Here is a 25,986-nt window from a genome sequence, read left to right as displayed (position 1 = left end):
CAACTTTACGTAAGTTTCGTATCTAGTCTTCAGGGAATAAATCCCTACTGTGGCGATCGTGGCGAAGGGGTTAACGCACTGGTTTGTGGATCCAGCATTCGTGGGTTCAAGTCCCATCGGTCGCCCTTTTCCCTTTAATAATGGGGATTAGCCAAGCGGTAAGGCAACGGACTTTGACTCCGTCATGCCTAGGTTCAAATCCTAGATCCCCAGTTTTCTAATTTCATATGCGGTCGTGGTGGAACGGCAGACACACCATCTTGAGGGGGTGGCGCTCACAAGGCGTGAGGGTTCAAATCCCTCCGACCGCATCCCTATTTAAGCAAGAAACCCTTACTAGTTAAGGGTTTTTTTGTGTTTCAACGGATGATTTGTAACATACAGTCATGCCAAACATTTTGCTTCCATCGATAGATTCTCTTAGAATGGCCTAAATATGTAGTCTGTTTTACTATTTTTGCTTTTTGCATACACCAAAATCTCTTTCTTCGATTATTAATAGAATAGTATACTTTTCTACAAGAGGAGGAAGGAGGAATGATAGTATGCTTCAGTACCAAGCCCTTAACGAATATAGAGCTATGAATTATGCCCGAAAGTTAAGAAACATGTTTATGTCAAATGCACAGTTGGATTGCAGTGAGATCGGCGATGGAAATTTGAATCTCGTCTTTCGTATTACAGACAAAAGTTCAGGAAAAAGCATCATCCTAAAGCAGGCGCTTCCCTATGCGCGGGTGGTTGGGGAATCTTGGCCATTGACCCTTGAACGGGCACGAATTGAAAGTCAGGCATATATTATTCAACAGTCTATTTGCCCAGGTTTAGTGCCTATTATCTATCATTATGATAGTGCGATGGCATTGACTGTGATGGAAGATTTATCGAACCACCTTAATATGCGTAAAGGATTGGTTCCCCGAGAACGCTATCCTCATTTTGCATGTCATATTGGCACTTTTCTAGCACGGACTTTGTATTTAACGTCTGATTTTGCATGGCCCTCTCAAGTAAAAAAGGAAAAAGTGGTTCAATTCTCAAATCCGGAAATGTGCAAGATATCCGAAAATCTCATTTTTACGGATCCCTATTTCAATTCAGAAACCAATCAATTTAATCCATTGCTAGCAGATAAGGTGGTTGAAATATGGGAGAATAACCAACTGAAACTTGAGGTAGCCAAATTAAAGGAAGGTTCCCTCACTCATGCTCAGGCACTCATCCATGGGGACCTTCATACCGGCAGCATCATGGTAACGAAAGAGGATACTAAGGTGATTGATCCGGAGTTCGCTTTTTATGGGCCTATTGGATTTGATATCGGCGCTGTGATTGGAAACCTATTACTTAGCTTTGCCTCCCACGAAGGACACACTCCGGACTCTCAGGAACGAATTGAATATCAAGCGTATCTTCTTACAATGATCGAACAAATATGGACGTACTTTGAAAAAGAATTTAGGGATTTATGGGAAAAGGAATCTAAAGAAAGAATGGCGGTAATCCCGGGATACGTAGATCATTACTTACTCCAAATGTTTGAGGATACTGCGGGCTATGCGGGTTGTAAAATGATTCGTAGAATCATAGGTTTATCACATGTATGGGATATGGAAAGTATAAGTGATCCTAGTTTACGGGCAAAAGCTGAAAAATTAGCGCTTTCGATCGGACAAAAATTAGTATTAGAAAGGCGGCAAGTGCACAGAATCAACGACATTACATCCCGTGTTAGACAGATAGCAGGGTGGGGGGAGGATTAAAAAGAGGATTATTATTTGGGAGGTCATGTTTATGACTATTAAAAAAAGAAACCATCTCTTTACTTCTGAATCGGTGACTGAAGGCCATCCTGATAAACTATGTGACCAAATTTCTGATGGTGTATTAGATGCTATATACGAGATAGATCCGTATGCACGTGTTGGTTGTGAATGTTGTGTAGGTCGGGGGTTTGTTCTTGTAACCGGCGAGATTACGGCAAATGCGTTTATTGATTATCAAAAAGTTGTTCGAAAACAATTAGTAACATTGGATATACACGAGCTGAGCTCGGTTTCGATGCCAATTCATGTGCAGTTTTAATCGCCATTAATGAGCAATCTCCTGATATTGCAATGGGGGTCAACCAAGCTTTAGAAATTCGCGAAGGTAAGATGAATGAAGAAGAGATTGAAGGAACTGGTGCTGGTGATCAAGGATTGATTTTCGGTTTCGCTTGTAATGAAACCGAGGAATTGATGCCATTACCGATATCTCTGTCCCATAAGCTGGCGTATCAATTGGCTCAAGTACGCAAGAATGGTACAGTTCCGTATTTGCGTCCCGATGGGAAAGTGCAGGTCAGCGTAGAATATGAGGGTGATCGCCCTATCCGTATCGATACGATCGTAATCTCAGCTCAACATGATCCTGAAGTGCCCCTTGCACAAATTAAAAAGGATTTGAATGAATTTGTGATTTTGCCTGTCATTCCAACTGATTTAATAGATGAAAAAACAAAATATTTTATTAATCCAACGGGCCGTTTTGTGATCGGTGGTCCAGAGGGAGATGCAGGATTAACGGGGCGTAAAATAATTGCCGACACTTACGGCGGCTATGCTCGTCATGGCGGAGGTGCATTTTCAGGTAAAGATCCCACCAAGGTTGACCGTTCGGCTGCTTATGCCGCGCGTTATGTAGCAAAAAACATTGTTGCGGCAGGTCTCGCTCAAAAGTGTGAAATTCAGATTGCTTATGTGATTGGAGTGGCACATCCTGTTAGTATAGCTATCGAAACATTTGGTACGGGAATTAATGATGATGACAACCTTATTCAATTGGTTCGGAATCACTTTGATCTTCGTCCGGCAGGTATTATTAAGATGCTAAATCTACGCCGACCTATTTATCAGAACACGGCAGCTTATGGGCATTTTGGTCGTACAGATGTTGAGTTTCCTTGGGAACAGACAGATAAAGCGGAATTGTTACGAAAAGATGCAGCAATAAGGGAATTAGGGGTATTAGGAGAATGATCAACAGCCATAGCACTTATGACTCAACACAAAAAGCCTCTTCATCCTGAAAGAGGCTTTTTATATTAATCTAAGACATCTATTTCATTAGAACCGCGAATTAATGTTTTTGTATACATTTTCTTGGGTTTTAATATATCAACTACATGATCGACTGCTATTTTAGGGTCTACTCTCTTTCCGCAGGTGTAACCATCTATTGCCGCAAAACCTTCCTCCGGATATGTGTGAATGGAAAGATGACTTTCAGATAGAAGAACAAGGATTGAACAGCCACTTGGATCGAATTTTTTATGGATTACAGACAGCACGGAAGCACCACTTTTCTCAGCTGCATTCACCATAATTAGTCGTAAATAATCAACATTATCTAGAAAACTGGAATCTACCCCCCAAACGTCAACAACCGTATGCCTGCCATATGTTGAGTACTGCAAATCTATCACCCCTTCAAATTTTCAGCTTCACAATTATTCTATGATTAAAAATGAAGAGTGATCTAGTAGAGTGACTAGTTCTAGTGAAAAGCCACGAAAGGGCTGCTCGAAAATGTCGAACTAAAGAGAAGAGCAAAAAGAGCACTCTCTAACTTGAGGTTAGGAAGTGCTCTTTTATTTTTATTATTTACTTGCGGAGACGGTTTCTATTTCTTTAACGCTTTGATAAATGAGGTTGAATAGCTCCTCAAGGCTGCCTTCTTCAATACATGAGAAAGCAACGCGGAGGTCAGTAGATCCGAGGGCGATAGTCCCTACACCATGCTGATTCAGCAAGTGTACACGTAAGGCTTCAGCATCAACAGTTTTGAGCTTCAAGCACATGAAGTAACCGGAGTTGAAAGGGTAGTAGCCCCATGCATCATCGAACTTTCCGCTGTCCAGTATGGACTTGGTGCGGTTAGCGCGGCCTTTCATGATCTCGTATTTCTCTTGTTTCTGTTGACCAAACTCTGGAGAGTTAAGTGCATGAAGCACGAATGTTTGAGACGGGTGAGGACCGCTGGAAATGGTCGCACGGATGATCCCCATTGTTTTCTGCTCCAAGGCGCTGAGAAGTGCTTCGCTTTGGCCTGCATACGTAATGAAGCCTACACGGAAGCCCCAGACGTATTCTTCTTTGGTGGCTCCGTCGATTTTGACAGCGAGCACACGCGGGTGTATGTCAGCCAATTGACCGAACAAGGACTCGTGCAGGGAACCTTCGAAGAAAAGACCGAAGTATGCGTCGTCCGTAAGTACGATGACGTTGATGCCTGCTTCAGCAGCATCTTTGATGGCAGCAGTAATTTCTTTCCCCTCTTCAGCCCCAGGTGTATAACCTGTCGGGTTGTTCGGGAAGTTCAAGACAACGATCGCTTTACCTTTGGACTTTTGAGCAAAAAGAGCTTCACGTAGTCCAGCTGCATTAAATTTCTGCTGCTCGTTGTATAACGGGTAATTCACGATTTGGGCACCGCGGCGGATTTCGAAGGTGAGCTCGTAATTTTCCCAGTTTTTATCTGGAATAATGACTGCGTCGCCAACATCTGCGAAAAGGTCAGCGGCAATGCTAAGACCATGGGTCAGGGCATTCGTAACAATCGGGTTACCGATCAGTTTACTGCCAATCTCGGGATTTTCCTCGAGCATTTTTTTGCGCCACGCTGTACGAAGTTCAGGTTTACCAGCAGGTGGTGCATATTCATATATATCTTTTGGTGCGTAGGTGGAGAGTGTGTCTTGAATGACCTTTAGATGCATAGGTTGACCGTTTTCGATAGCAATACCGATAGTAGCATTGTATTTCTTGGCTTTGGCCTTTGCTTCAGCAGATTGGCTGAGAATGCCTTCTTTCGGGAAGTAAATCGATCTACCTAATGCAGAAAGCATGTCATGCACGTGAGAATTTTCACGTTCCAGGGTCTCGTTTAACTGTCGTGCCAGAGGATTCATAAGAGTGGGTCATTCCTTCCAATGAGCTATTCATTTTTTGCAGTTATTATACCACTTTAACAAGTGTACGTCACTGCGCGAAACAAATATTTTCGGAATGGTTTGGATATGGAATTACACGCTTACATTATTTAAAAAACTTTCTAATCGCTTTTTAACTTCAGGCCATTCGGTATCGAGGATGCTAAACATGACGGTGTCACGTATATAACCATCGTGTAGTATACGATGTTGACGGAGAATACCTTCTTTTTGAGCGCCTAATCGTGCAATAGCCGTTTGAGAGCGTTCGTTCCGCAGGTCCGTTTTTAGTTGAACGCGGAGAAGGTTTAATGTTTCGAAACAGTGTTTCAGCAGTAAAAATTTACATTCGGTATTAACGCGCGTACGCCACACTTGGGAATTGTACCAGGTATGACCGATCTCCAGATTCCGATGTTGGGCTGAGATATCGAAGAGACGTGTGCTGCCGACGAAAGCATCAGTATGCTTATCGTAGACGCTGTAAGGGATGCCCAGTCCTGCCTTTTGTTCTTCTAGTGCTTGGTGAACAAATTTCTCCACATCTGCGGAACTAAGAAGCGGCGTCATATATGCCCAAATGTTTGGGTCGGCTGCTGCTTCTAGTAGGCCGGTTATATGGGATATTTGCATAGGCAGCAGGGCGACACGCTCTCCTTCTAAAATAAGAGGTTGTAGATTCATTGGGAATGTTCTCCTTGTCATTGGGTTATTTATACGAGTTTTTAGTTAGCATAATTGAAAAGTGGAGTAATAGAAAGATCCAATTTAATTTTATTTATATGTACCAGTCTAGACAATGAGGATTGGAGGGACTAACGTGGAATTCAAATTTTTGGATTTTCCATCGGGGGTATGGACACCAATCCGTATTATCATTAATAAATTGTAAAAGGCGATGCTTTATAAGGCTTTTAGGAAGGAGACGTTTAATGGCTAGAACGCATGGCTATCGATTAATTTTCAATAAAATCGCTCGTTCCTATGGGTTTTCTATCATAAAGACCCGTTCCTACGCCTCACAGTATAAAAAAACTGCCGCTTTCCGGGTAACGACGAACAAAGGATCATATATGATTAAACCTTTTATAGGATCGAAAAGCCGTCTAATCCAGCTATCATCCTATGCGGTTAAATTGCACAAAAGAGGCTTTCACGGCATGCCCAAATGGCTAAGATCCCGTTCGGGGAAATATTGGGAGCAGGAGGGGAGGAAGCTTTTTTACTTAACCGATTGGATCGAGGGCAGAAAAATGAGCAGCCACAAGGAGGATCTTGTCAAGTTGGGGGGAATGTTAGCCAGACTGCATTCCGTTTCGCGCAGCTTGAAGCTTCCTCGCCAACCCGATTCGGTTACGCTGCGCTCTAGGAGAAACTATTACGCATTCCTAAGGCGATTAAAGAAGCTTCGGAGAAAGCCTACAGAAGCGGGAACTTGGTTTAGGCATCATGGGGATCTCTGCATTGAATTAAGCCGAGATGCTATACATTCGCTTGGAACATCAAAAAGTCGCTCAATGTTGAGGGAGGAATGCCGGCATCCCTCCCTCGTGCATGGGGATGTTACTGTAGCAAATACCCTGAAATCGAATAACCGTATTTATTTGATCGACTGGGATTTAATGAAACGAGGCTCTAGTTATTACGATTTGGTCGTAGCACTTACCAATACGGCGGGATTTGAACCTTCAAAAATGGCAGCCTTCCTAAAGGGGTATGAAGGGGTGCGACCGCTTCGCCGTAGAGAGAAAAAGCTGATCAGCGCCCTTTACCGCATCCCCAGAGAGGCCTGGTATGTCTGCCAATATGCTATGAACGGACGTAAATATGGTCCCCTTTTAAATGTCTTAAATAAAACCTGGAATAATAGGCTTATAGCCATCAAGTGGATTGATACCTGGTCTAGGCAGTAGTGAGGGAGGGTTAACATGCCGTTATGGACTGATTTCAATAAGGATTTCGGCTTAAGGGTTAAGAGGAGAAAGAAGATTCGAGACGTCTACCAAGTCTTCACTACAACGGGACGTACTCTTTGTTATAAACCTTATAAAACCGGGGAAGACGAGGTTGCATTTATAAGAAAGCTTTTTGTACATCTTGACAATAAAGGCTATCGGTATACCCCTAAACCGGTTGAAGGCCCTGGCCAGAAGCTTTGGTCCTTTCACCGGGGTCAATATTGGCTGCTGACCAATTGGGTGAAGGGGCGGTCACCGAATTTTACCCGAGAATCGGAGCTCATGAAGGGGTTCCGAACTCTTGCAAAATTTCATCGCCTGGCGGAAGGAGTTACTGCTGAAGGGATACCAAAAGGCAGAATCCGCTATGACGAATTGTACCGGCGACCAGGCAATTACCGTTCGGAGATTAGCCGTTACGGTGGCAGTCTCGACCGTTTTATCGATTGCTGCCATAAAGCTGAAGCGTTCAGCCAAAAGCCTGCTATTGCTAGTGCTGTAGAGATGGAACGTAACACAGGGGCTTTTTCCCACGGCGATTACAATTATCCTAACTTAGTATTGGACCGTTCCAATCATCTTCATCTGATTGATCTGGAGAATGCGTCTATGAACGTAAGAATGATAGATTTAGCTCATATTTTATACCGGAACTATCCTTGGAACGGAAGAGGCGTCCTGAAGGGAATCGAGGAGTACGACCGGAAACGTCCCCTTTCTGCTGAAGATCGGCATTTGTTGTATATGCTTCTCCTGCTCCCCTATCCGCTTGTCCGTGCCATGAAACAATTCGGAAATCATTACCCTCGTCATATTGAGCTTCCATCATCCAGCAGACTTTCGGGTTATAAGAAAACTTTGCGTAAGATATTATAAGTATTTACTGAAAAACGTCCGCATAAAGCTGGCGTTTTTCCTGTTTTTATGCATCTGTACCTAGACCTGTACTAATGCCGTTACATATATCATTCAGGGACATACAATGGGGTAAGACTGGAAGAATGCTAATCTTGGAGGTGTATTTTTTGACGTTACCCAAAAGAGTCCGTGTCGTAGAGAAGAAAATCACTCCCCCACAGCGTATACTTAATTCCAAAAACCCAGAAGTTTCTGTAATTATACCTCTTATGAATGAAAGACGGACGATCGCCAGGGTCATCGCCAATGCTCGAAAGGTTCATCCTAAGACAGAGGTTATCGTTGTAGCGAACGGATCACGGGACGGCTCCAGCCAATTGGCTAAACAAATGGGGGCCAAGATGATTACCTATAAGAAGGCTTTGGGCCATGATGTAGGAAGAAGCATAGGGGCGAAAGCAGCCAAAGGAAATGTTCTTTTGTTTCTGGATGGAGACATCGTCTTCTCGACCAATTCATTGAAACGACTGGTTCATGCGGTAAAAAACGGCGTGGATGTCGCCTTAAACAAATATACCGGCACGTTGGCAAGAAAAAATGTCCACAGTGTTGTTCTTTCCAAGTACGCATTAAACAACATGTTGTCCTTACCTCACCTGAAAGGTGCTTCTTTAACGACTATTCCCCATGCCCTAAGCCGCAAAGCATTGGAGAAAATTGGAGCGGAGAATTTGACGGTTCCCCCCAAAGCGCAGACAATCGCAGCTAATAAAGGTTTGGTGATTAAAGGTGTCCATTATTTTGAAGTAGGCAAAACGAATCCGCGAAAACGCCGAGGTCCAAATGACCCGTTGAAAGACTTAATTATTGGGGATCACCTGGAAGCTATTCAACATCTATTGGACAAAACCGATCCCCGTGGAGGAATGACCGATCTAGACCGGAATAGAAAGATGGTGAAATAATGATAAGGGCTGTGAAGTCAAAATTTAAATCAAAACGGACCTCCCAATCCACCCGACCTCAAATGAATACAAAAGAGATCAAAAGATGGAAAAGAAAGGCCTATGAGGCGGGATCACATTATGGCTCCCGCTTCGAGAAAGAAACCGGAGGCTTTGAGCCCGCGAAATCTGCGATGAATCATGATTGGAACAAATGGGCATCCCGTCTTCCCCGGGCATTAAGCACTACACTCTATCATTCCGCAGCGCGTAAGTTTTTCAAAGGATTTTATTCGGAGATCGGGGAGAAATACACACGCTTGGTCCCGCTTCCCACAAATAAGAATGTCGCCGCCATTCTAAGCGTCAAGAACGAGGATGACACGATTTCTAAGGTGCTTGACGAGCTTGTGTACCTCCCTTTTCACGAGGTCATCGTAGTGGTTAACGGATCGAATGATAAAAGCTTCGAGCGCATTAGGGAACACCCTGCCGCACCGATCGTGCTCCACTATGAAGAAGCGCTTGGACACGATGTCGGGAGATCGATAGGAGCCAAAGTCTCTCAGTCGGACATTCTTTTGTTTCTTGACGGGGATATTCGCATTTCCTATAGAAAGCTTATCCCTTTTATACAGTCGGTTGATAAGGGAACGGATGTTGCGCTCAATGACATAAGCCCTTTTATCCATAAATTGGTTCACCGTGACGCGGTATCGGTTGTTAAAGAATTCGTCAATCGGGCCATGGGAAGAGCCGACTTAATGGCGAACTCCATGACAGCTATACCTCACGCCCTCTCTAGGTCAGCTGTGGAGACCATAGGTTTGGCGAATCTGTCCGTACCGCCTCTGGCTCAAGTGATTGCCGTGAAAAAGAAGTTAAAAGTGAAGGCTTCGGCCAGCATAAACGTCCTGAATATCAATCGAAGATCAGATATCAACCACGGGCAGCATAATCCCATGACACAACTGATTATCGGTGATCACCTGGAAGCCTTGCATAAAGTAATGTCACGCCGTGGCAAGAGGCTTAGTTTCAAAGATAACATGCGAAAAAGGCATTTGGCGGGAGGCTAGGTCAATGGGCAACATCAAAACAAGCATCATCATTCCTAGCTATAACGGACTGGAGCTGCTAAGAGAATGTGTAGAGGCCATTCGTAGCTATACACACGAAGATTATGAAATTATCGTAGTGGACAACGGCTCCGAAGACGGGACTCCCAAATACTGTTTACGGGAAAAAATTCGCTTGATCTCCCTGCCTAAAAACAAAGGGTTTCCTGCAGCATGTAATCTGGGACTTAAGATAGCGACTGGAGACGCGCTTCTCTTGCTGAACAACGATATCGTTGTTACCCACAACTGGTTATCCAATATGCTAAACTGTCTATACAGCAGCGAACGCATCGGTATCGTTGGTCCCTATACAAATTACGCGAGCGGCCGGCAGCTGAAGGATTCCGGCTATACGGATTTATCCCAGTTTCACGAAATTGCCGCCACAGCCAATATGCAGAACCCGGAGCTACGGATGCCACTCAACCGATTGGTTGGCTTATGCTTCCTTTTCAAAAGGGAAGTGATGAACAAGATTGGCTTATTAGATGAACGATTTACACCCGGCCATTACGAGGACGACGATTATTGTTATCGCGCCAGGTTAGCTGGATTTGAGCTTATGCTGGCAGGGGATGTCATCATTCACCATCACGGCAGCAGAAGTTTCGATAAGATGGATAAGGAACAGCTGTCCAAATTGGTCCACAAAAATCACAAAAGGTTTCTCGAAAAATGGAAAGTGGATCCTCTGCAGTTTTTATAAGAAGTTCCATGTTCGACCTATCAAGGTCACTTTCTCAATGTGGTGGGTTTTTCAATACGAATGACAAGTCGACAAAAATCGGCGATTTCCCTGGAAATCGCCTTAATAAACCCGCCGTAGGCGTTCATGAAACCATATAGCACCTATGTTTTTGGCGATTGCCTGTTCCATCTTAGTCATGCTATCGATGACTTCTTGCACCTCACCTGTCATAACATATGCAGTCGGTGCATTGGCAGATTGGGCAAACGTCTATGCCGCCTGAATAAAGACATACGATCTAGATCGTTTGGTTTCGCCGCGGCGCTTTCGCTCCTGCGACATGTTTATGAAATTGTCACAAAATGACCAATATGATTTTTGGCAAGGTTGACATTGTATGCTATGATCTAACATGACGGTCAATTAATTATCTTCTTAGGAGTGATCCTTATTATGGCGGGGTTAAATGGTGGAGGCACAAGCGTTATTGTGCGTTTGGAAATACATAAAGAATTGGTCACTTTTGGGAAAATTGCTACAGCTATAGGTGAAGCAGGCGGCGATATTGTCGCGATTGACGTAACACGAGCTAGTAAAACAACAACAACGCGCGATATTACGGTAAAAGTAAGCGACCCTGAACATACGGAATCCATAACTAAAGTGTTGAAGGATATTCCTGGAGTCCGTATAATTAACGTTTCAGACCAAACGTTTCTCATGCATTTAGGCGGCAAGATCGAAGTTACTCCGAAAATGCCTATTAAAAATCGGGACGACCTATCCCGTGTATATACACCGGGGGTTGCTCGGGTTTGTATGGCAATTCATGAAGACCCTTCTAAAGCACACTCATTAACGATAAAACGGAATACGGTTGCTGTTGTGTCGGATGGCACAGCGGTCCTCGGTTTAGGAAATATTGGTCCGGAAGCGGCGATGCCGGTGATGGAAGGGAAGGCCATGCTGTTCAAGCAGATGGCGGGTGTAGATGCGTTTCCAATTTGTTTGGACACGCAAGATACCGAAGAAATTATTCGAACGGTCAAAGCGATTGCACCAGCATTCGGTGGTATTAATCTAGAAGATATTTCATCGCCACGTTGTTTTGAGATTGAGGAAAGATTAATCAATGAACTCGATATTCCTGTTTTCCACGACGATCAACATGGAACGGCGGTAGTTATTCTTGCAGGGCTGCTCAATGCTGTTAAGCTCGTGGGCAAGAATTTGGAAGATTGTAAAGTAGTTATCACTGGCATTGGAGCTGCGGGGATTGCCTGTACGAAGATGCTGTTAGCTGCCGGTGTTACAAATGTTATCGGTGTAGATCGACAAGGAGCTATCGTACGCGGAGAGAGCTATACGAATTCGGCTTGGGAATGGTATGCAGCCAATACGAATCCATTTTTACAAAGAGGACTACTGTCTGATGTTATACCAGGTGCTGATATTTTCATTGGGTTATCGGGGCCAGGTGTACTTAAGGCGGATGATGTGAAGAGAATGGGCACAGATCCGATTGTGTTCGCGATGGCAAACCCAACACCGGAAATTACGCCGGAAGAGGCTGAACCTTATGTTCGTGTGATGGCAACAGGCCGGTCGGATTACCCGAATCAAATTAATAATGTTCTTTGCTTCCCGGGGATTTTCCGCGGTGTGCTGGATTGCCGTGCTTCACGCATCACGCAAGAAATGAAGCTAGCCGCAGCCAAAGCCATCGCATCGGTAGTAAATGAAGAAGAATTGAACGAATATTACATTATTCCAAGTGTGTTCAATACGGCTGTTGTTGAGAAGGTAAGAGAAGCGGTTATGGAAGCCGCCTATGAATCCGGTGTGGCCCGTCGTCGCAACCAGCGTGAGACACATGACGCACACCACGAATAAGTTGTAATGAATTAGCAGTTCGGTAAACCTCGATGAGGTGATCCGAACTGTTTTTTCGTTCCTGTGTGATGCGCCAAACCACACTAGATGCAGTTAGTGCATCAAGGTTATGAGTTAACGTTCTTTTTGGGAGAATTTGATGTAGGAAATGCAGGTAATTCATGGGGAAAGAGCAGCTCATTAGAAATCAACTGCATGTTTTACAGCAAATGTTGTTCGAACAGTTCCTTAAAAGTGTGGCGGGGGAAGGAGGGGGCTTTGGCTGGAGGAAGGGGGTGAACAACCGCTGAGGAAGCGTTGGCATGCCGCGACTAGGAATGGCTTAGCAGGCAACAAGTTAATTGATTAGCAGTCAGCAAGGTAATGCACGAAGTCAATCTATCACCCTACTTGTCTATATACGTATACGAAAAAACCTTGTTTCAGAAGCTGATGCATTGAGCTTGCCTTACAAGGTTTTTCTTCTAGTTAGTTTCTTCTGTCCATTGTCTTAACTTGCGATCCGAAGGGAGAAGGAAAGTCAGGATGCCAAGGAGCGGTAGGAATGCACACATTTCCATAACACGCGTCGTGCCTATGGTGTCGCAAAGATTGCCAAGGACGACACTTCCGATGCCGCCCATTCCAAATGCTAGGCCTGTAATTAAGCCAGATACGGTTCCGACCTTCCCAGGAAACAGCATTTGGGCATACACAACGGTAACGGAGAAGCTGGATAATAGGATGATACCGATAATTACAAGTAAAATGTAAGCCCAAGTTATCGACACATGCGGTAACAGCAAAGCAAACGGTGCTGAACCAAGCATGGAAAAGAAAATGACATTACGCTTACCGAAGCGGTCTGCAAGCGGACCGCCAAAAAATGTTCCAACGGCTCCTGCCGCTAGGAACAAGAAGATAAAGTCCTGTGCGCGGTCGATGGACATGCCGTATGTATCTTGCAAGAAAAAGGCGAAGTAGCCGCTCATTGCTGCTCCATACCAAGAACGGACGAACACAAGAAAAATAAGCAGGCAAATCGCAAACATGACTTGCTTGCGCCGCTGTGGGCTCACGGTGCGTTGTACAATTGTTTTAGCTTTAACCGGTGTGGCAAGCAGCACGGATTTATACCAGCGAGCAATATATAATTGCACAGCGATAGCTATCGCTGCTACGCCTGTGAACCATATGGAACCGAATAATCCAAGTGGAATGAAAATCCATTTGGTCATCATGGGGGCCAAAGATTGACCGGCGTTACCACCAACTTGGAAAATGGATTGAGCCAGACCTTTGCGACCTCCCGCGGCCATGTGAGAGACACGAGATCCCTCCGGGTGGAAGGCGGCTGAGCCAAGACCTACAAAGCAAACAGACAATAATACGACCCAATACGAGTGTGCGAATGCGAGCAGCAGCATACCCGTAAGGGTAGAGGTCATGCCAATTGGCAGCATATAGGGTGAAGGCTTGCGATCTGTGTATAAGCCCACAACCGGCTGCATAATGGAAGCCGTGAAGTTAATAGCGAACTGCACCCAACCAATCTGTGTATAGCTAAGTCCCATCTCGCTTTTTAGTATGGGAAAGATAGCGGGAATGACAGATTGAATCGAATCGTTGAGTAAATGGACAAGACCAATCGCGAATAAAATACGATAAACGGTAGGTTTGACGTCTCCGGTACCATGTAAGCTCTTGGAGCTTTGTTCAGGAGATGATGCTGTAATGGACGCCATGGTTCTCTCCTCTCCAGTCACAGATTCCTTTATTTTTCTAGGAAACGGCCGAGGTCTTCTCCCATTTTAACTTTAGAACCGAGCTGTAGATCTGGGCGAGGCTCAAACATATCATCTTCAAAAAGGAGAACAACTGTTGAACCAAACTCGAAGTAAGCTAGTTCTTGACCTCGCTCAAGCGTTTTGGGAAGTGGCTTCACATATTGAATAGAACTTACGTTAAGTGCCCCAACCTTCACTACAGCAACTTCACCGGCATTGTGCTGGATAAAAGTGATTAACCGTTCGTTACGACTTAGTACTCTCTTCATATGACGAAGGCCAAACTCATTCACAGGATATACTTTCCCAAGCACATGCTCGCTCTCAAGCACATCACCTGAAATCGGCGAATGAATGCGGTGGTAGTCTGTAGGACTAAGGTACAGAACAAAATAAAAGCCATTCTTGTAGTTGACCGTACGAGGGGAACGATTAAGCAGCTCTTCGATGGTGTAGTCTTGACCTTTGACATTCACAATCAAGCCTTCCTTGATGTCGCCGATACCTGTAATGCTGGCGTCAACAGGACTTACAACACGAGATAGGTCTTCGTGAATAGGGCGTAACCCTGGCTTTAATCTGCGTGTGAAGAAATCATTCAAAGATTTATAATCCTGTAAATGCTTCTCAGCATCTTCGATGCGTATTCCGTAGGTTTGGGCAAAGCGAGGAATGAAGATCCGGCTTGCTTTGGATCTGGCAAAAGCACCTGTCACTTGGGACACCCATTTGCGTGAAGACAGCTCCGTTAGCAATCGAAAAAATGGTTTAGACATAGATTAAAAAACTCCTGTTCATTCGTGTTTATATTGTTCTTCGCTAATCTTGCCACAGAAAGGTAAAAGAATCAATTGTCGAATGAGGAAGGAATGCAAGGTAAGCGCAAGAAAAAAACAGCCTAATGGCTGTTTGAGGTGGAATATGCTAGCTTTGCTTATAATCCCCGCAGGTATAGCAGGTAGCGAGGTTAACGGAGATGGGAACAGAGGAGCCGGCGAACTTGATACATTGGACAGGGGTTCGAGATGAATGATCAGAAATACTCGTACAGGACTTGCAGCTTGCGATTAGCTCAAAGGAAGCATCTAAGGGCAGCGAATACTGTAAGACGATATTCTTCTTCATTAATAGACCTCTTTTCCTTGTGATGGATGCGACCCGGATCCTAGCAGGAGAAGCCTTTATGTAAACGCTTTACTTTCAATATTAATCATATCACAAAATGGATCAATATGCCTTTGGTATTTCCGGAAAGGAAACCGTCAATGCTGTTGATGAGGTGAAATAACAACATGTCTATAATAATGGTGGTACTTAGTATTCTGATTCCGATTAGCATGCTAATAAGTGCTTGGCTATTCAAAATGTGCCGAATTGTATATCATGTGCTGGCAGTGGGGTGTGCCTATGTGTTTGGTATTATCAGCGTGCTCGCTATATACGAGATTTTAAGAGATGAGACGGTATTTATGACGAATATTCACGGCATTTTTCAAAATTGGCTATTCCTGTTAAGCGGAGCTTACTTGGGGTGTTACGGGATCTACACGTTATTGAGATGGACGCTGAAGGAGCTTAGAAGTGAATAATCTGTCTTGCAACAATTTTAGGTAGAAGATCGTTAAGAAGATTAGGTCCAAAAGGGAAGGTAGATGAAGATGAAACGAGATATACCTTTGTTGATCAGGGGCGCGGTGTTCGCAGCTGCGTTTTCACTGCTCTTAACTGGCTGTTCGTCGTCTCACCCGGGAGACAGTCCATCTTCCTCAGCACCCGCCGCGACACCGCCGAGAGTGGAAGCTACACCTACACCGACATCAACACCAGCACCAACACCAGTCGCAACAAGCGGTGTTGTGGCGATGACGCTGGAGGAAAAGCTAGGACAGATGATTATAGCGGGAATCGATGAGTACAGTATGAATGTGCTTGCACGCGAACTGATAGAAACTTATCACGTTGGCGGGGTTATATTATACAAGCCAAATGTGAAAGATACGTCTCAGCTGGTAGGTCTAGTTAATGAATTGAAACAGACGAATGCCGCAAATAGGCTTCCGCTTTGGCTGGGTGTAGATGAAGAAGGCGGTAGAGTGACACGGTTGCCGGATGAGATTACGAAAACACCGACCAGCAAAGACATCGGTAAAACGGGTCGTCCTGTGCTCGCTTATAATATCGGCCAACTAATTGGGAAAGAATTAAATGCCTATGGCTTAAATATGGATTTCGCACCCGATCTGGATGTCAATAGTAACCCTAATAATCCGGTCATTGGTGATCGTTCCTTCGGATCTACTGCTTCTATTGTGAGCAGCTTTGGTGTTCAAATGATGAATGGACTGCAGAAACAGCAGGTTGTCCCTGTTGTAAAGCATTTTCCTGGGCATGGTGATACTTCGGTAGATTCACATGTGGGACTGCCGATCGTCCAAAATGACCTTGCGCGCTTGCGTAAGCTTGAGCTGGTTCCATTCGCAGAAGCTTTCAAACATCAGGCTGACGCGGTCATGGTCGCTCATATTTTGCTGCCTAAAGTGGATGCTCAGAATCCTGCTTCGATGTCGAAAAAGATTATGACAGATCTTTTGCGTAAGGAAATGGGGTTTGAGGGACTCATCATGACCGATGATATGACGATGGGGGCCATCATCAAGAACTATGATCTGGGTGAGGCCGCCGTGAAGTCTGTTCTTGCGGGGGCAAATATCGTTATGGTCGGACATGACTATGAGAAGGTCGTCACGGTCATAGACGCACTGCGAAAAGCCGTTCAATCGGGGCGAATACCGATGGAAACCATCAACCAAAGTGTTCGCCAAGTCACGAAGGTGAAACAGAAATACCAACTGCATGATCGTCCTATTAAAGTTCCTGATACGAAGAAACTGAATGCTGAGGTGCAAAGCGTACTAGGGACTAAAGCAAACAAATAACACCGTTCCTGCGGATTTATTCGCAGCACGGTGTTTTTTTTCGATTAAAGTGGGGGGATGCCGCCATCTAACAAGAATTTGGCATAGGCGATAGGGTTAAAATAAGTAGCTTTCCATATTTCATGCATGTTGGCTTCAAGGAAACTGTAGCGTTGATCTTTTCCATTACATTCAATAAACAATGGAAATCCGTCGCTTGTGATTCCTACATCGAGCCCGATATCAGCTAAGTAGGGCAGTTCTGTACTGAGATGCCGGGCGACACGCAGGGAGAAGTCGGTAATTTGGTGTATGACTTCCTCTTGATTAAGGTGAGGGTATTCGGTGGATAGAATATCGGATAAAGCTCGCACTTCTCCACCTTGCGCTACATTGGTGAGAAAGAGCTCGCGTGAGGCGACTTTCGCAACTATTCCTGTTATTCCCCATTCGCCAGATGCACCGCGCTGAGCTGAGATGCGAAGATCGAATGGTCGGCCATCAAATGTAGCCAGAGGCAGGCGCTGCTGAATCATGTAGGTGCGGCTTTGGATTTTGCGTCGTAAGATCAAAGGAAGGTAATGACGGAAGCTTACTGTCCGCCAGACGCGGTTACTGATCTTCATGCTTGCCGGGTAAATGAGCTTCCAGCTCCTCACATGGCGATCCATTTTCATCACACCACGTCCGATGCTAGAATTGGTTGGTTTAATAATGAGAGAGTCGTAGGCTGACATCATGATTTTCATATTTTTCAAGGTAGCCGGATATGTCCCTGGCAGATGGGGGCGAATACTATCATTTTTCATCAAAAGATCGTGAATGCGCAGTTTGCTATAGCGGTTCCATCTATTAAACAAGATTACGCCTCGTTTTGTCCATTCCTCCAGTTTCAGATAAGAAATATGGTCCAAATAAATCGCTCGATTGTGGATAACCATGGGAAGATCCAACCATTTTAGCTCAAAGCAAAGACCTTTTTGTACATATGCGTGTACCTTCATCTTATCGATTTGGACATCCTGGAGGCGGAAATAACAAGGAGTTACACCATATTTCTTGCCAGCTTCATCATAATATTGAATAGCTTCATACTGTGTGTTCCCCAGGGGAATGCCTGCGTATAAGGAATCGTTGACTAAAATACCCACATAGGGATACGCCATCTACTTCACTCCTTCTCCTTCAGAGGGCTTGGGTGTTATGCAATTGTGACTCCTCATCAGTTTATGGAAAAGCAGGGTTGCTTGTTTGTACGGATGCTGATACTTTCCAAGTAGAAATAGAACAAATGCCCAAGCTTTGCCTTTTAATCCGCATATGTATAGAGAGTAGTTGGTGGATTCGACCATTTATCTAGGTTAGCGCACATTTTCTCGGGCTAGCGTACCTATCGGGCGGAGACTGAATATGTTACAAGTGACTAATTCTTGGAGAATGGAGAGGAGTCTATGAGTAAGCGTAAGAGCAGCAGAGTAAGACCTTATGTGCAAAAAGTGAACTCCAGCAGGGTGAACGAACTGGATTGGATAGATGAAATTGAACCAGTATCAGATCCAGTCAAGCAGGAGAAAGCCGAGAAAGTCGAGAAAGCAGAACCCGTTCATAAAACGGTAACGAGTGATACACAACCGCCAATCAAAGGGAATGTAAAATCTCCAGTAGAAACGACCAAAATTAGCAAGCAACCCAATCAAATGAAGGTTTCCACTACTTCCACCGCTCCCCCACCGCTGTTATTGCTCTCTGAAAGGAAAACAGGGAAATTTGTAAACCCTGTCGTCTATACAGATGATATTGTGGAAGAAGCGATTACTTGGGAGAAAATTGCCAATCGCTCTGTCGATGAGAGCAAAATCAAACCACTCAGTATCGGCACTAAAGCTCTGAAGGATTTTGCGATCGAACATTCGAAGCTTGCTCCAGGAAGTGTAACAAGAGATAAGATCGCTAATCAAGCGATCAACGATGAACATATTGCTCCGCATAGTATCTTGGGTGATAAAATTCAGGATGAATCTATTCCGGGTAGTAAACTGCTGGACAATAGTATCACAGCCGATAAACTGGCGGATCAAACCATTGATTCCTTAAAAATTGCTCACGGTTCCATTCTTCCACAACATTTGTCTGAGCTAATCATTACGAGCGAACTCATTGATAATCAAGCTATAACTGGGGAGAAAATTCATAGTGGCGCGGTGCAAGCAAAGCATTTGTCCAATTATATTATTGATACCGCCAAGCTGACGGATGCTTCCGTTACAACGGATAAGTTAAGAGACCAGGCTGTGACCGAAGAGAAAATCGCCAATGCGAGCATTACCTCTGTTCATTTTCAACCACAAAGTATTTATGGAGAGCACTTGGCTAATGGCAGTGTTCTAAGTCATAACATTGCTCCGCGTCAAATTGAAACAACGCATATTGCTGATCTTGCTATTGAGAACTTTCATTTGCAAAATGAGTCGATCACAACAGAGAAGCTGGCGTGGGAATCCGTAAATACGGATCAGCTTGCGGATATGGCTGTATCGGGCGGGAAGATTGCTCCACTAGCGATTGAGACGAAACATCTGCAGGAATCCTCCATCTATGGTGAACATATTACCGATGAAGCAATCACTAGTCGTCATATAGCTGCAAGCTCGATTCAAGCGGAGCATATTGCGAATGGTGCTTTATATGGAAGTTTGCTTTCGGATGGAAGCATTACATCGGATAAGTTGGCAGAAAACCTCATTACGGATATTCACATTCATCCTAATGCCATTCAAAGCCAGCATCTTGCGGATGCTATCATTTCGAACTCGAAACTGCAAGATGGGTCCATTACATCAGCTAAATTGATAGAGGACCTTGTTGAAGGAAAGCACATCCGCAGTCAAACGATAGGTAATAGGCATTTGATTGATGGTGAAATAACGCCTTCAAAGCTTCAAGATGGAACCATCACATCTTCTAAATTAGCCGAAGGCTCGGTTGACGGAAGACATATTAACGCACAATCCATACAGAATACACATTTGGCAGATCATATCATTTCTACGGCTAAGCTTGAAGCGGGTTCTGTGACGAATGAGAAATTATCGGAGGGCAGTGTAGATACTTCGAAGTTGAAGGAAGACAGTGTAACATCAGATAAAATCTCTCCAAGTTCCATCAAAACAGGACATTTGCAAGAAGGCATTATTAGTAGTATCCATTTGAAGGATGTAGCCGTATTAGGTCAACACATTACTCATCAGGCAATTGGTAAAGAGCACCTTCAGAATGGAATTGTCACCGAGGATAAGATGGGGTTAAAGGTGATTCGTTCGGAGCATGTCGCAGATCAAGTAATAGGCGAGAAACAAATTGCGTGGTCAGCGATTCAACGCGAACACATAGCTGAAGAAGCCATTTCAACCCTTCATCTGCAAGATGAAACCATTACAACGAGTAAAATCGCGGAAGAAGCTGTAACGAGCAGCAAAATGGCCTCCATGTCTGTTGAAACTCGTCATCTACAAGAGAATATTATTAATGGTCTGCACATTAAACCAGGTGCAATAACGTCCGAACATTTAGCCCAAGGATCTATTACTATTGGCATCTTCGCTGACCGAAGTCTGGAAGGAAGTAAACTTGTCGAACAATCGATTACTTCTGAAACTCTTGCTCTAGGAGCTGTTACAGAAGAAAAGCTGGCAAATGGAGCGGTTGGAACCCAGCATCTGCAAGCTGAATCCGTATCATCCAAGGTACTCCAGGATCGAGCAGTGACAACAAGGAAACTGGAAGACCAAGCGGTGAAGGAAGCCAATTTAGCAGATGCGAGTGTGACTAGCCGCAAAATCACAGTGAAAGCCATCAATAGTGAGCATATTGCTGACGGGGCGATCACGGCGGCTAAACTGGCTAATGAAAGTATTCATGGCAGCAAGCTAGTGAGCGGTGCGCTTAGTGGAAGACATTTGGCAGACGGGGCTATCACAAATTCAAAAATTTCAGCGCTTGCTGTAAATAGTGAGCACTTAGCGGATGGTGCTGTGAGTAGTTCGAAGTTGGCAATGGGCAGTGTAGACAGTACGAAACTGTCTCTAGGATCAGTATCGAGTAAACATCTGTCTGATGGCGCTGTGGATGGTGCAAAGCTAGGGCTTGGGGTTGTTGACACGGAACACCTGGCTAACGGTGCTGTTGATAATGATAAGCTTGCTGCGAATTCGGTAGACGGAAGCAAGTTGATACTTGGCGCAGTTAGTAACTATCATTTAGCGGATAATGCGGTGTATGGAGCGAAGTTGGCGACAGGCAGCGTAGACAGCAGTAAGTTAACAATGGGCTTGATAAGGAATGAACATCTGTCAGACGGTGTTGTAGATGGTGTGAAGTTGGCAGCAGCTTCAGTGGATGGGACTAAGTTAACGGTTGGTTCGGTTCATCGGGAACATCTTATTGATAGCGTTGTAGATGGATCGAAGCTGGCGGCAGGCGCTGTAAGTAATGAGCACTTAGCGAATGGCATAGTGGATGGCTCTAAGCTAGCAGACAGCAGTGTAGGAAGTAGTAAACTAGCTCTAGGAACCGTTGGCAGCGGTCACCTCATTGATGGCTCCGTTACGAGTGCGAAGCTGGCTGCGGGTACTGTTGACAGCAGTAAGTTAGTTACCGGGGCCGTGAACAGCGATCATATCGCTATTGGAGCCATCAATGCAACGAAGCTAGCCGCAAACAGTGTGGACAGCAGTAAGATAATGGCAAGTGCGGTTACGAATGAGCATTTGGGAGACGGAATCATCACTAGCAGCAAGCTGGCGCCGTTCAGTGTGGATGGCAGCAAGCTGGTATCTGGCGCAGTTAGTGGTTTTCATCTCGCAGAAGGTGTTGTGGATAGTACGAAGATAGCCGCAGGCAGTGTAGATGGCAGTAAGCTGACAGCTGCATCTGTCAACAACGCTCACCTTATCGATGGTGCTGTCGATGGGGCTAAGCTGGCCGCAGGCAGTGTAGATGGCAGTAAGTTGACCGCAGGTGCTGTAAGCGGCGATCATCTTGCTGATGGCGCATTGTATGGCGCGAAGCTAGCAGCAGGAAGTATTGATGGCAGCAAGTTAGCCTCTGGCATCATCAGCAACTATCATTTGAGCATTGGCAGCGTGGATGGAAGTAAGCTCATTGCAGGTGCGGTTACGAATTTACATCTGGCGGACGGTGCTGTGGGTGAGGCGAAGCTGGCTGCTGACAGTGTGAATGGTCGTATACTGGCGGGCGGCTCGGTAAGTGGTGAACACCTTGTTGATCATGCTGTGTCAGGCTCGAAGTTGGCCCCAGACAGTGTAGATGGCAGTAAGATTACAGCTGGCGCAGTAACGAAGGAACATCTGGCTGAAGCCGCGGTAGATGGTAACAAGCTGATGGCAGGCAGTGTGGATAGCAGTAAATTGGTAGAGGGTGCGGTAAGGAATGAGCACCTGATGGACGGCGCTGTAGATGCAGCGAAGCTTGCAGTTGGCAGTGTAGATAGCAGTAAGTTAGCGTTCGGAGCAGTGGACAACAGTCATCTGGCACCCTCTTCCGTAGACGGATCGAAGCTGGCTGCTGGCAGCGTAGATGGCAGCAAGTTGGCCTCTGGCGCAGTGAATAGCAGCCATCTGGCAGATGGTGCGTTGGAAGGATCGAAGCTGACAATTGGCAGTATTGACGGCAGCAAACTTGCTTATGCGGCTGTTAGCAACTTTCATATTGCGAGTAGCAGCATTGACGGATCAAAGCTGAAACCAAGTGCTGTAAGAAGTGAGCACATTGCAGATGGATCGCTTTCCGTAACGAAATTAACGGAAAATGTCCTGCAGACGCCAAGTACGCAAAAAAATATTACGCAGCAATTTGGACTCGTTCCTTTTGAAATGAAAAATCAGGATGAAATGATGGAAGTGGTCTTACACTTCGATGAGAAGTTTGCGGATGAGAACTATGTGTTAACGGCGATGACGGATCACCAGGCCTGCTATGTATCTGTGAAACAAAAATCGATGGAAAACGCGGTAGTATCCGTTATGCGTGCCAAGTTTTCACCGGATCAACAAGGTATCGTGAATTGGATAGCTATCGGCAAGAAGTTGTAAATGAAGAGGGCTCAGGTGATTAAAAACGGCTTGTGTCGCAGATTCTGCGAGCTAGCCGTTTTTGTTGTTTAGCGGCGTTATTTTCGTGTGGTTGAATGACTAATTTTTGAATCAGGGGTATTCGTCCAATTTCCATATAGGACGAAAGCATATGATTAAAGAAGTGGATGTGGCTACGCACCATTATAACGCTTGGAAAGGGGGATGTCTTGTGAAGGGTGTTGTACTGGCGGGAGGAACGGGAAGCCGCTTGCGTCCTCTGACGAACATCATCAATAAACATTTGCTTCCAGTCGGTGAATTACCCATGATTCAATATGCCATTGAGAAATTATGCAAAGCTGGCATTCAAGATATTTTATTAATCACGGGAAAACAGTCTGCTGGATTGTATTTGGAGTACTTGGGCAGTGGTGAAACGTTTGGTGTCCGTCTAACCTACAAGCTCCAAGAGTATGCAGGAGGGATCGCTCAGGCTCTGGCGCTTGCGGAGGAATTCGTGTGGAGTGGTGAGAAATTCGTCGTTCTTCTTGGTGATAACTTGTTTGAAGATTCATTAACTCCGATGATTGACGCCTTCGAGAAGCAGGACGAGGGAGCGATGGTCATTCTAAAGAAAGTGGCTGATCCTAGAAGATATGGAGTGGCAAAGATGAGGGATGGCAGCATTGAACGGATCGAAGAAAAGCCGGAGCATCCGAGCTCATCTTATGCGGTTACGGGTATTTATTTATATGATTCCACGGTGTTTGACATTATCAAAAAACAAACGCCTTCTAAACGAGGCGAGATGGAAATCACCGATGTGAACAATGTATACGCTGATGCCGGCAAGCTGACGCATGGGTTCTTTACAGGATGGTGGATTGATGCCGGGACACATGAGTCTCTCTTTCAGGCTACTCTTTTTGTAAGGAAGGAGGACCGCTAATGTCGGTGATTCTTATTACGGGCGGAATGGGATTTATTGGAAGTAATTTTATACATTACTGGAAAAAAAATCATCCGGAAGATCATTTAATAAATGTTGATTTACTTACGTATGCAGGAAACAAAGATAACCTCAGGTCACTAGATGGGCAAGCTGGTTACCATTTTGTACTTGGTGATATGGGTCATGCTGCTTTAATCAACCAACAGATGGAGCACGGGGTTGACGTTGTCGTCCATTTTGCCGCCGAATCCCATGTGGATCGAAGTATTCATAACCCTCACAGCTTTGTGCTTACGAATGTAGCAGGGACACAATGCTTATTGGAGGCAGCAAGACAGCATCATGTCAAGAAGTTCATTCATATTTCGACGGATGAGGTTTATGGATCACTTGGTGACGAGGGGGCATTCACCGAAACGACTCCCTTAGCACCTAATTCTCCTTATTCTGCGAGTAAGGCAGGTTCGGATCTGCTAGTCAGAGCCTACTATGAAACCTATGGGTTTCCGGCTGTGATTACTCGTTGCTCTAATAATTATGGTCCTCGTCAGTTTCCTGAAAAGCTAATTCCACTCATTATTACTCGTGCCCTTCGCAATGAGCCGATTCCCATATATGGCGATGGATTGAATATACGAGATTGGTTGTATGTGGATGACCATTGTTCAGCAATTGAACGAGTGATTGAGGATGGCATACCAGGGGAGGTTTACAATATCGGCGGACAAAATGAACGAACTAATTTGGAGATTGTCAAAAGTATTCTAAAGCTGCTTAACAAATCGGAGGATTTGATCCACTTCGTACCTGATCGGCTTGGACATGATCGTCGGTATGCGATTGATAGTACCAAAATTCGCCGTGAACTGGGCTGGGTGCCGTCCTATTCATTTGAATCGGGAGTAAAGAAGACACTGGATTGGTATGTGCAAGAACACGAATGGTGTACACGCATTGCTGACGGATCTTATCGCGCCCAAACAGAAGCTGATCTCACATGAAAATATTAATTACTGGAGCCGGTGGACAGCTCGGCTATGATCTCATCCGTGTGTTTGGCCCCGTTCATGAAGTATCAGCTTGGCGCAGAGACCAATTTGACGTGAGCGATGAGAAGAAAGTCAGGGACATCCTTCTGCAAGAGCAACCGGATGTTGTTATTCATGCTGCTGCTTATACGAATGTCGATAAGGCGGAAATAGAGACGGAGCTAGCCTATCAAGTGAATGCTATGGGAGCCCTGCATATTGCAAAGGCTTGCGGACAAATCGGTGCCAAACTTGTATATGTCAGTACCGATTATGTGTTCGATGGAACGAAGGGAACCCCATATGAGGAGCGGGATCTCACCAATCCAAACAATATATATGGTCATTCCAAGCTTCTTGGAGAGAAGTTCGTAAGAATGACCTGCTCGAAGCATTTTGTCGTTCGAACGTCTTGGTTATATGGCATCAAAGGAGCTAACTTTGTTACCAAAGTGTTGGAAAAGGCACGATCAGGAGGACCTCTGTCCATTGTAGATGATCAATTCGGCTCACCCACTTATTGCCTGGATCTGGCCATTTTCATACGAGAGCTTATTGAGACGGATAAATATGGCATATATCACGCATCCAATCAAGGATCGTGTTCCAGATATGAATTTGCTGGGGAGATTTTGAAGTATGCTCTGATGCATCATGTTGCCTTAATTCCCGTTCATTCGGAGCAGTTTCCTCTGCCGGCCGTAAGACCGATGAATTCAGCATTTCATCATAAAGCCATTCTTGATAACGGCTTTACTCCGATAAGGGATTGGAAGTCAGCGCTTCACTATTTTCTGCA

General features: G+C 44.9%; 19 protein-coding genes, 3 tRNA genes and 1 pseudogene. 17 read left to right on the top strand and 6 right to left on the bottom strand.

All coding sequences use genetic code 11. The features are described 5' to 3' along the window. The first annotated feature begins 52 nt into the window (after nt 1-52). From GC098_RS31740 to metK, 5 genes and pseudogenes are all read left to right on the top strand, one after another. Nucleotides 53-125: transfer RNA gene (locus GC098_RS31740), tRNA-His, on the top strand. Nucleotides 126-141: 16 nt separating this feature from the next. After that, nucleotides 142-213, top strand: a tRNA-Gln gene (locus GC098_RS31735). A gap of 16 nt (nt 214-229) precedes the next feature. Then, a tRNA-Leu gene (locus GC098_RS31730) sits at nt 230-311 on the top strand. 234 nt (nt 312-545) lie between these two features. After that, a complete protein-coding gene (gene mtnK, locus GC098_RS31725; protein WP_171647740.1) occupies nt 546-1,763 on the top strand; it encodes an S-methyl-5-thioribose kinase in 1,218 nt (405 codons plus the stop codon). A gap of 31 nt (nt 1,764-1,794) precedes the next feature. After that, nucleotides 1,795-3,020 (top strand): annotated as a pseudogene (gene metK / locus GC098_RS31720) (methionine adenosyltransferase). A gap of 65 nt (nt 3,021-3,085) precedes the next feature. On the opposite strand, the gene speD reads toward metK, so the two are convergent. From speD to GC098_RS31705, 3 genes are all read right to left on the bottom strand, one after another. Beyond that, entirely contained in the window at nt 3,086-3,457 is a 372-nt protein-coding gene (speD, locus tag GC098_RS31715; RefSeq protein ID WP_171647738.1) for an adenosylmethionine decarboxylase, read from the bottom strand. 183 nt (nt 3,458-3,640) lie between these two features. Continuing rightward, nucleotides 3,641-4,951, bottom strand: coding sequence for an aminotransferase class I/II-fold pyridoxal phosphate-dependent enzyme (locus tag GC098_RS31710; RefSeq protein WP_171647736.1), 1,311 nt, complete (start codon nt 4,949-4,951; stop codon nt 3,641-3,643). A gap of 114 nt (nt 4,952-5,065) precedes the next feature. Continuing rightward, entirely contained in the window at nt 5,066-5,656 is a 591-nt protein-coding gene (locus GC098_RS31705; RefSeq protein ID WP_171647734.1) for a GNAT family N-acetyltransferase, read from the bottom strand. A gap of 248 nt (nt 5,657-5,904) precedes the next feature. Here GC098_RS31705 and GC098_RS31700 point away from each other — a divergent pair, with 248 nt between their 5' ends. The 6 genes from GC098_RS31700 to GC098_RS31675 all read left to right on the top strand — a co-directional run bounded on the left by GC098_RS31700 (nt 5,905) and on the right by GC098_RS31675 (nt 12,434). Further along, nucleotides 5,905-6,885, top strand: a complete 981-nt coding sequence (locus GC098_RS31700; RefSeq protein ID WP_171647732.1) for a phosphotransferase — start codon at nt 5,905-5,907, stop codon at nt 6,883-6,885. Nucleotides 6,886-6,900: 15 nt separating this feature from the next. After that, on the top strand, nt 6,901-7,806 hold the full coding sequence (locus GC098_RS31695; protein ID WP_171647730.1) for an aminoglycoside phosphotransferase family protein: 906 nt from the start codon (nt 6,901-6,903) through the stop codon (nt 7,804-7,806). A 149-nt stretch (nt 7,807-7,955) separates the two neighbouring features. Beyond that, nucleotides 7,956-8,753 carry a glycosyltransferase family 2 protein gene (locus GC098_RS31690; protein ID WP_246359088.1) on the top strand — a complete coding sequence of 266 codons (798 nt, stop codon included), beginning with the start codon at nt 7,956-7,958 and terminating at the stop codon, nt 8,751-8,753. A gap of 62 nt (nt 8,754-8,815) precedes the next feature. Further along, a complete protein-coding gene (locus tag GC098_RS31685; protein ID WP_246359087.1) occupies nt 8,816-9,811 on the top strand; it encodes a glycosyltransferase family 2 protein in 996 nt (331 codons plus the stop codon). A gap of 4 nt (nt 9,812-9,815) precedes the next feature. After that, complete coding sequence (locus GC098_RS31680) at nt 9,816-10,559, top strand: glycosyltransferase family 2 protein (RefSeq protein ID WP_171647726.1); 744 nt, start codon at nt 9,816-9,818, stop codon at nt 10,557-10,559. Nucleotides 10,560-10,994: 435 nt separating this feature from the next. Beyond that, nucleotides 10,995-12,434, top strand: a complete 1,440-nt coding sequence (locus GC098_RS31675) for an NAD-dependent malic enzyme (protein WP_171647724.1) — start codon at nt 10,995-10,997, stop codon at nt 12,432-12,434. A 464-nt stretch (nt 12,435-12,898) separates the two neighbouring features. Here the strand turns inward: GC098_RS31675 and GC098_RS31670 are convergent, their stop codons facing one another. Beyond that, nucleotides 12,899-14,158 carry an MFS transporter gene (locus tag GC098_RS31670; RefSeq protein ID WP_171647722.1) on the bottom strand — a complete coding sequence of 420 codons (1,260 nt, stop codon included), beginning with the start codon at nt 14,156-14,158 and terminating at the stop codon, nt 12,899-12,901. Nucleotides 14,159-14,187: 29 nt separating this feature from the next. Further along, complete coding sequence (gene asd / locus GC098_RS31665) at nt 14,188-14,976, bottom strand: archaetidylserine decarboxylase (protein ID WP_171647720.1); 789 nt, start codon at nt 14,974-14,976, stop codon at nt 14,188-14,190. A gap of 516 nt (nt 14,977-15,492) precedes the next feature. Here asd and GC098_RS31660 point away from each other — a divergent pair. Further along, nucleotides 15,493-15,789, top strand: coding sequence for a transposase (locus GC098_RS31660; RefSeq protein ID WP_171647718.1), 297 nt, complete (start codon nt 15,493-15,495; stop codon nt 15,787-15,789). Nucleotides 15,790-15,858: 69 nt separating this feature from the next. Continuing rightward, nucleotides 15,859-17,136: a beta-N-acetylhexosaminidase gene (nagZ, locus tag GC098_RS31655; protein WP_171647716.1), complete on the top strand. Its 1,278-nt coding sequence runs from the start codon at nt 15,859-15,861 to the stop codon at nt 17,134-17,136. A gap of 44 nt (nt 17,137-17,180) precedes the next feature. Here nagZ and GC098_RS31650 read toward each other — a convergent pair whose 3' ends face one another. Beyond that, nucleotides 17,181-18,281: a YheC/YheD family endospore coat-associated protein gene (locus GC098_RS31650; RefSeq protein ID WP_171647714.1), complete on the bottom strand. Its 1,101-nt coding sequence runs from the start codon at nt 18,279-18,281 to the stop codon at nt 17,181-17,183. 285 nt (nt 18,282-18,566) lie between these two features. Here GC098_RS31650 and GC098_RS31645 point away from each other — a divergent pair, with 285 nt between their 5' ends. The 4 genes from GC098_RS31645 to rfbD all read left to right on the top strand — a co-directional run. Beyond that, nucleotides 18,567-23,225 (top strand): WIAG-tail domain, encoded by a 4,659-nt coding sequence (locus GC098_RS31645; RefSeq protein WP_171647712.1) that lies wholly within the window; start codon nt 18,567-18,569, stop codon nt 23,223-23,225. 211 nt (nt 23,226-23,436) lie between these two features. After that, nucleotides 23,437-24,156 carry a sugar phosphate nucleotidyltransferase gene (locus GC098_RS31640; RefSeq protein WP_171647742.1) on the top strand — a complete coding sequence of 240 codons (720 nt, stop codon included), beginning with the start codon at nt 23,437-23,439 and terminating at the stop codon, nt 24,154-24,156. After that, nucleotides 24,156-25,160, top strand: a complete 1,005-nt coding sequence (gene rfbB / locus GC098_RS31635) for a dTDP-glucose 4,6-dehydratase (protein ID WP_171647710.1) — start codon at nt 24,156-24,158, stop codon at nt 25,158-25,160. The genes GC098_RS31640 and rfbB overlap by 1 nt, the downstream gene beginning before the upstream one ends. Further along, on the top strand, nt 25,157-25,986 hold an 830-nt coding region (rfbD, locus tag GC098_RS31630), incomplete at its 3' end, for a dTDP-4-dehydrorhamnose reductase (protein WP_171647708.1). The genes rfbB and rfbD, both read left to right, overlap by 4 nt.

The sequence above is a fragment of the Paenibacillus phytorum genome, from assembly GCF_013141715.1.
GTDB classification, from domain to species: Bacteria; Bacillota; Bacilli; order Paenibacillales; family NBRC-103111; genus Paenibacillus_E; species Paenibacillus_E phytorum.
The sequence above is the reverse complement of the archived record's forward strand: the minus strand, read 5'-3'. Positions and strand labels throughout refer to the sequence as shown.

What these genes read in the sequence shown, in the direction of transcription:
- mtnK (WP_171647740.1), top strand. Translation starts at nt 546, where the DNA reads ATGCTTCAGTACCAAGCCCTTAACGAATATAGAGCTATGAATTATGCC.
- GC098_RS31710 (WP_171647736.1), bottom strand. Translation starts at nt 4,951, where the DNA reads ATGAATCCTCTGGCACGACAGTTAAACGAGACCCTGGAACGTGAAAAT.
- GC098_RS31705 (WP_171647734.1), bottom strand. Translation starts at nt 5,656, where the DNA reads ATGAATCTACAACCTCTTATTTTAGAAGGAGAGCGTGTCGCCCTGCTG.
- GC098_RS31700 (WP_171647732.1), top strand. Translation starts at nt 5,905, where the DNA reads ATGGCTAGAACGCATGGCTATCGATTAATTTTCAATAAAATCGCTCGT.
- GC098_RS31695 (WP_171647730.1), top strand. Translation starts at nt 6,901, where the DNA reads ATGCCGTTATGGACTGATTTCAATAAGGATTTCGGCTTAAGGGTTAAG.
- GC098_RS31685 (WP_246359087.1), top strand. Translation starts at nt 8,816, where the DNA reads ATGAATACAAAAGAGATCAAAAGATGGAAAAGAAAGGCCTATGAGGCG.
- GC098_RS31680 (WP_171647726.1), top strand. Translation starts at nt 9,816, where the DNA reads ATGGGCAACATCAAAACAAGCATCATCATTCCTAGCTATAACGGACTG.
- GC098_RS31675 (WP_171647724.1), top strand. Translation starts at nt 10,995, where the DNA reads ATGGCGGGGTTAAATGGTGGAGGCACAAGCGTTATTGTGCGTTTGGAA.
- GC098_RS31670 (WP_171647722.1), bottom strand. Translation starts at nt 14,158, where the DNA reads ATGGCGTCCATTACAGCATCATCTCCTGAACAAAGCTCCAAGAGCTTA.
- asd (WP_171647720.1), bottom strand. Translation starts at nt 14,976, where the DNA reads ATGTCTAAACCATTTTTTCGATTGCTAACGGAGCTGTCTTCACGCAAA.
- GC098_RS31660 (WP_171647718.1), top strand. Translation starts at nt 15,493, where the DNA reads ATGTCTATAATAATGGTGGTACTTAGTATTCTGATTCCGATTAGCATG.
- nagZ (WP_171647716.1), top strand. Translation starts at nt 15,859, where the DNA reads ATGAAACGAGATATACCTTTGTTGATCAGGGGCGCGGTGTTCGCAGCT.
- GC098_RS31650 (WP_171647714.1), bottom strand. Translation starts at nt 18,281, where the DNA reads ATGGCGTATCCCTATGTGGGTATTTTAGTCAACGATTCCTTATACGCA.
- GC098_RS31645 (WP_171647712.1), top strand. Translation starts at nt 18,567, where the DNA reads ATGAGTAAGCGTAAGAGCAGCAGAGTAAGACCTTATGTGCAAAAAGTG.
- rfbB (WP_171647710.1), top strand. Translation starts at nt 24,156, where the DNA reads ATGTCGGTGATTCTTATTACGGGCGGAATGGGATTTATTGGAAGTAAT.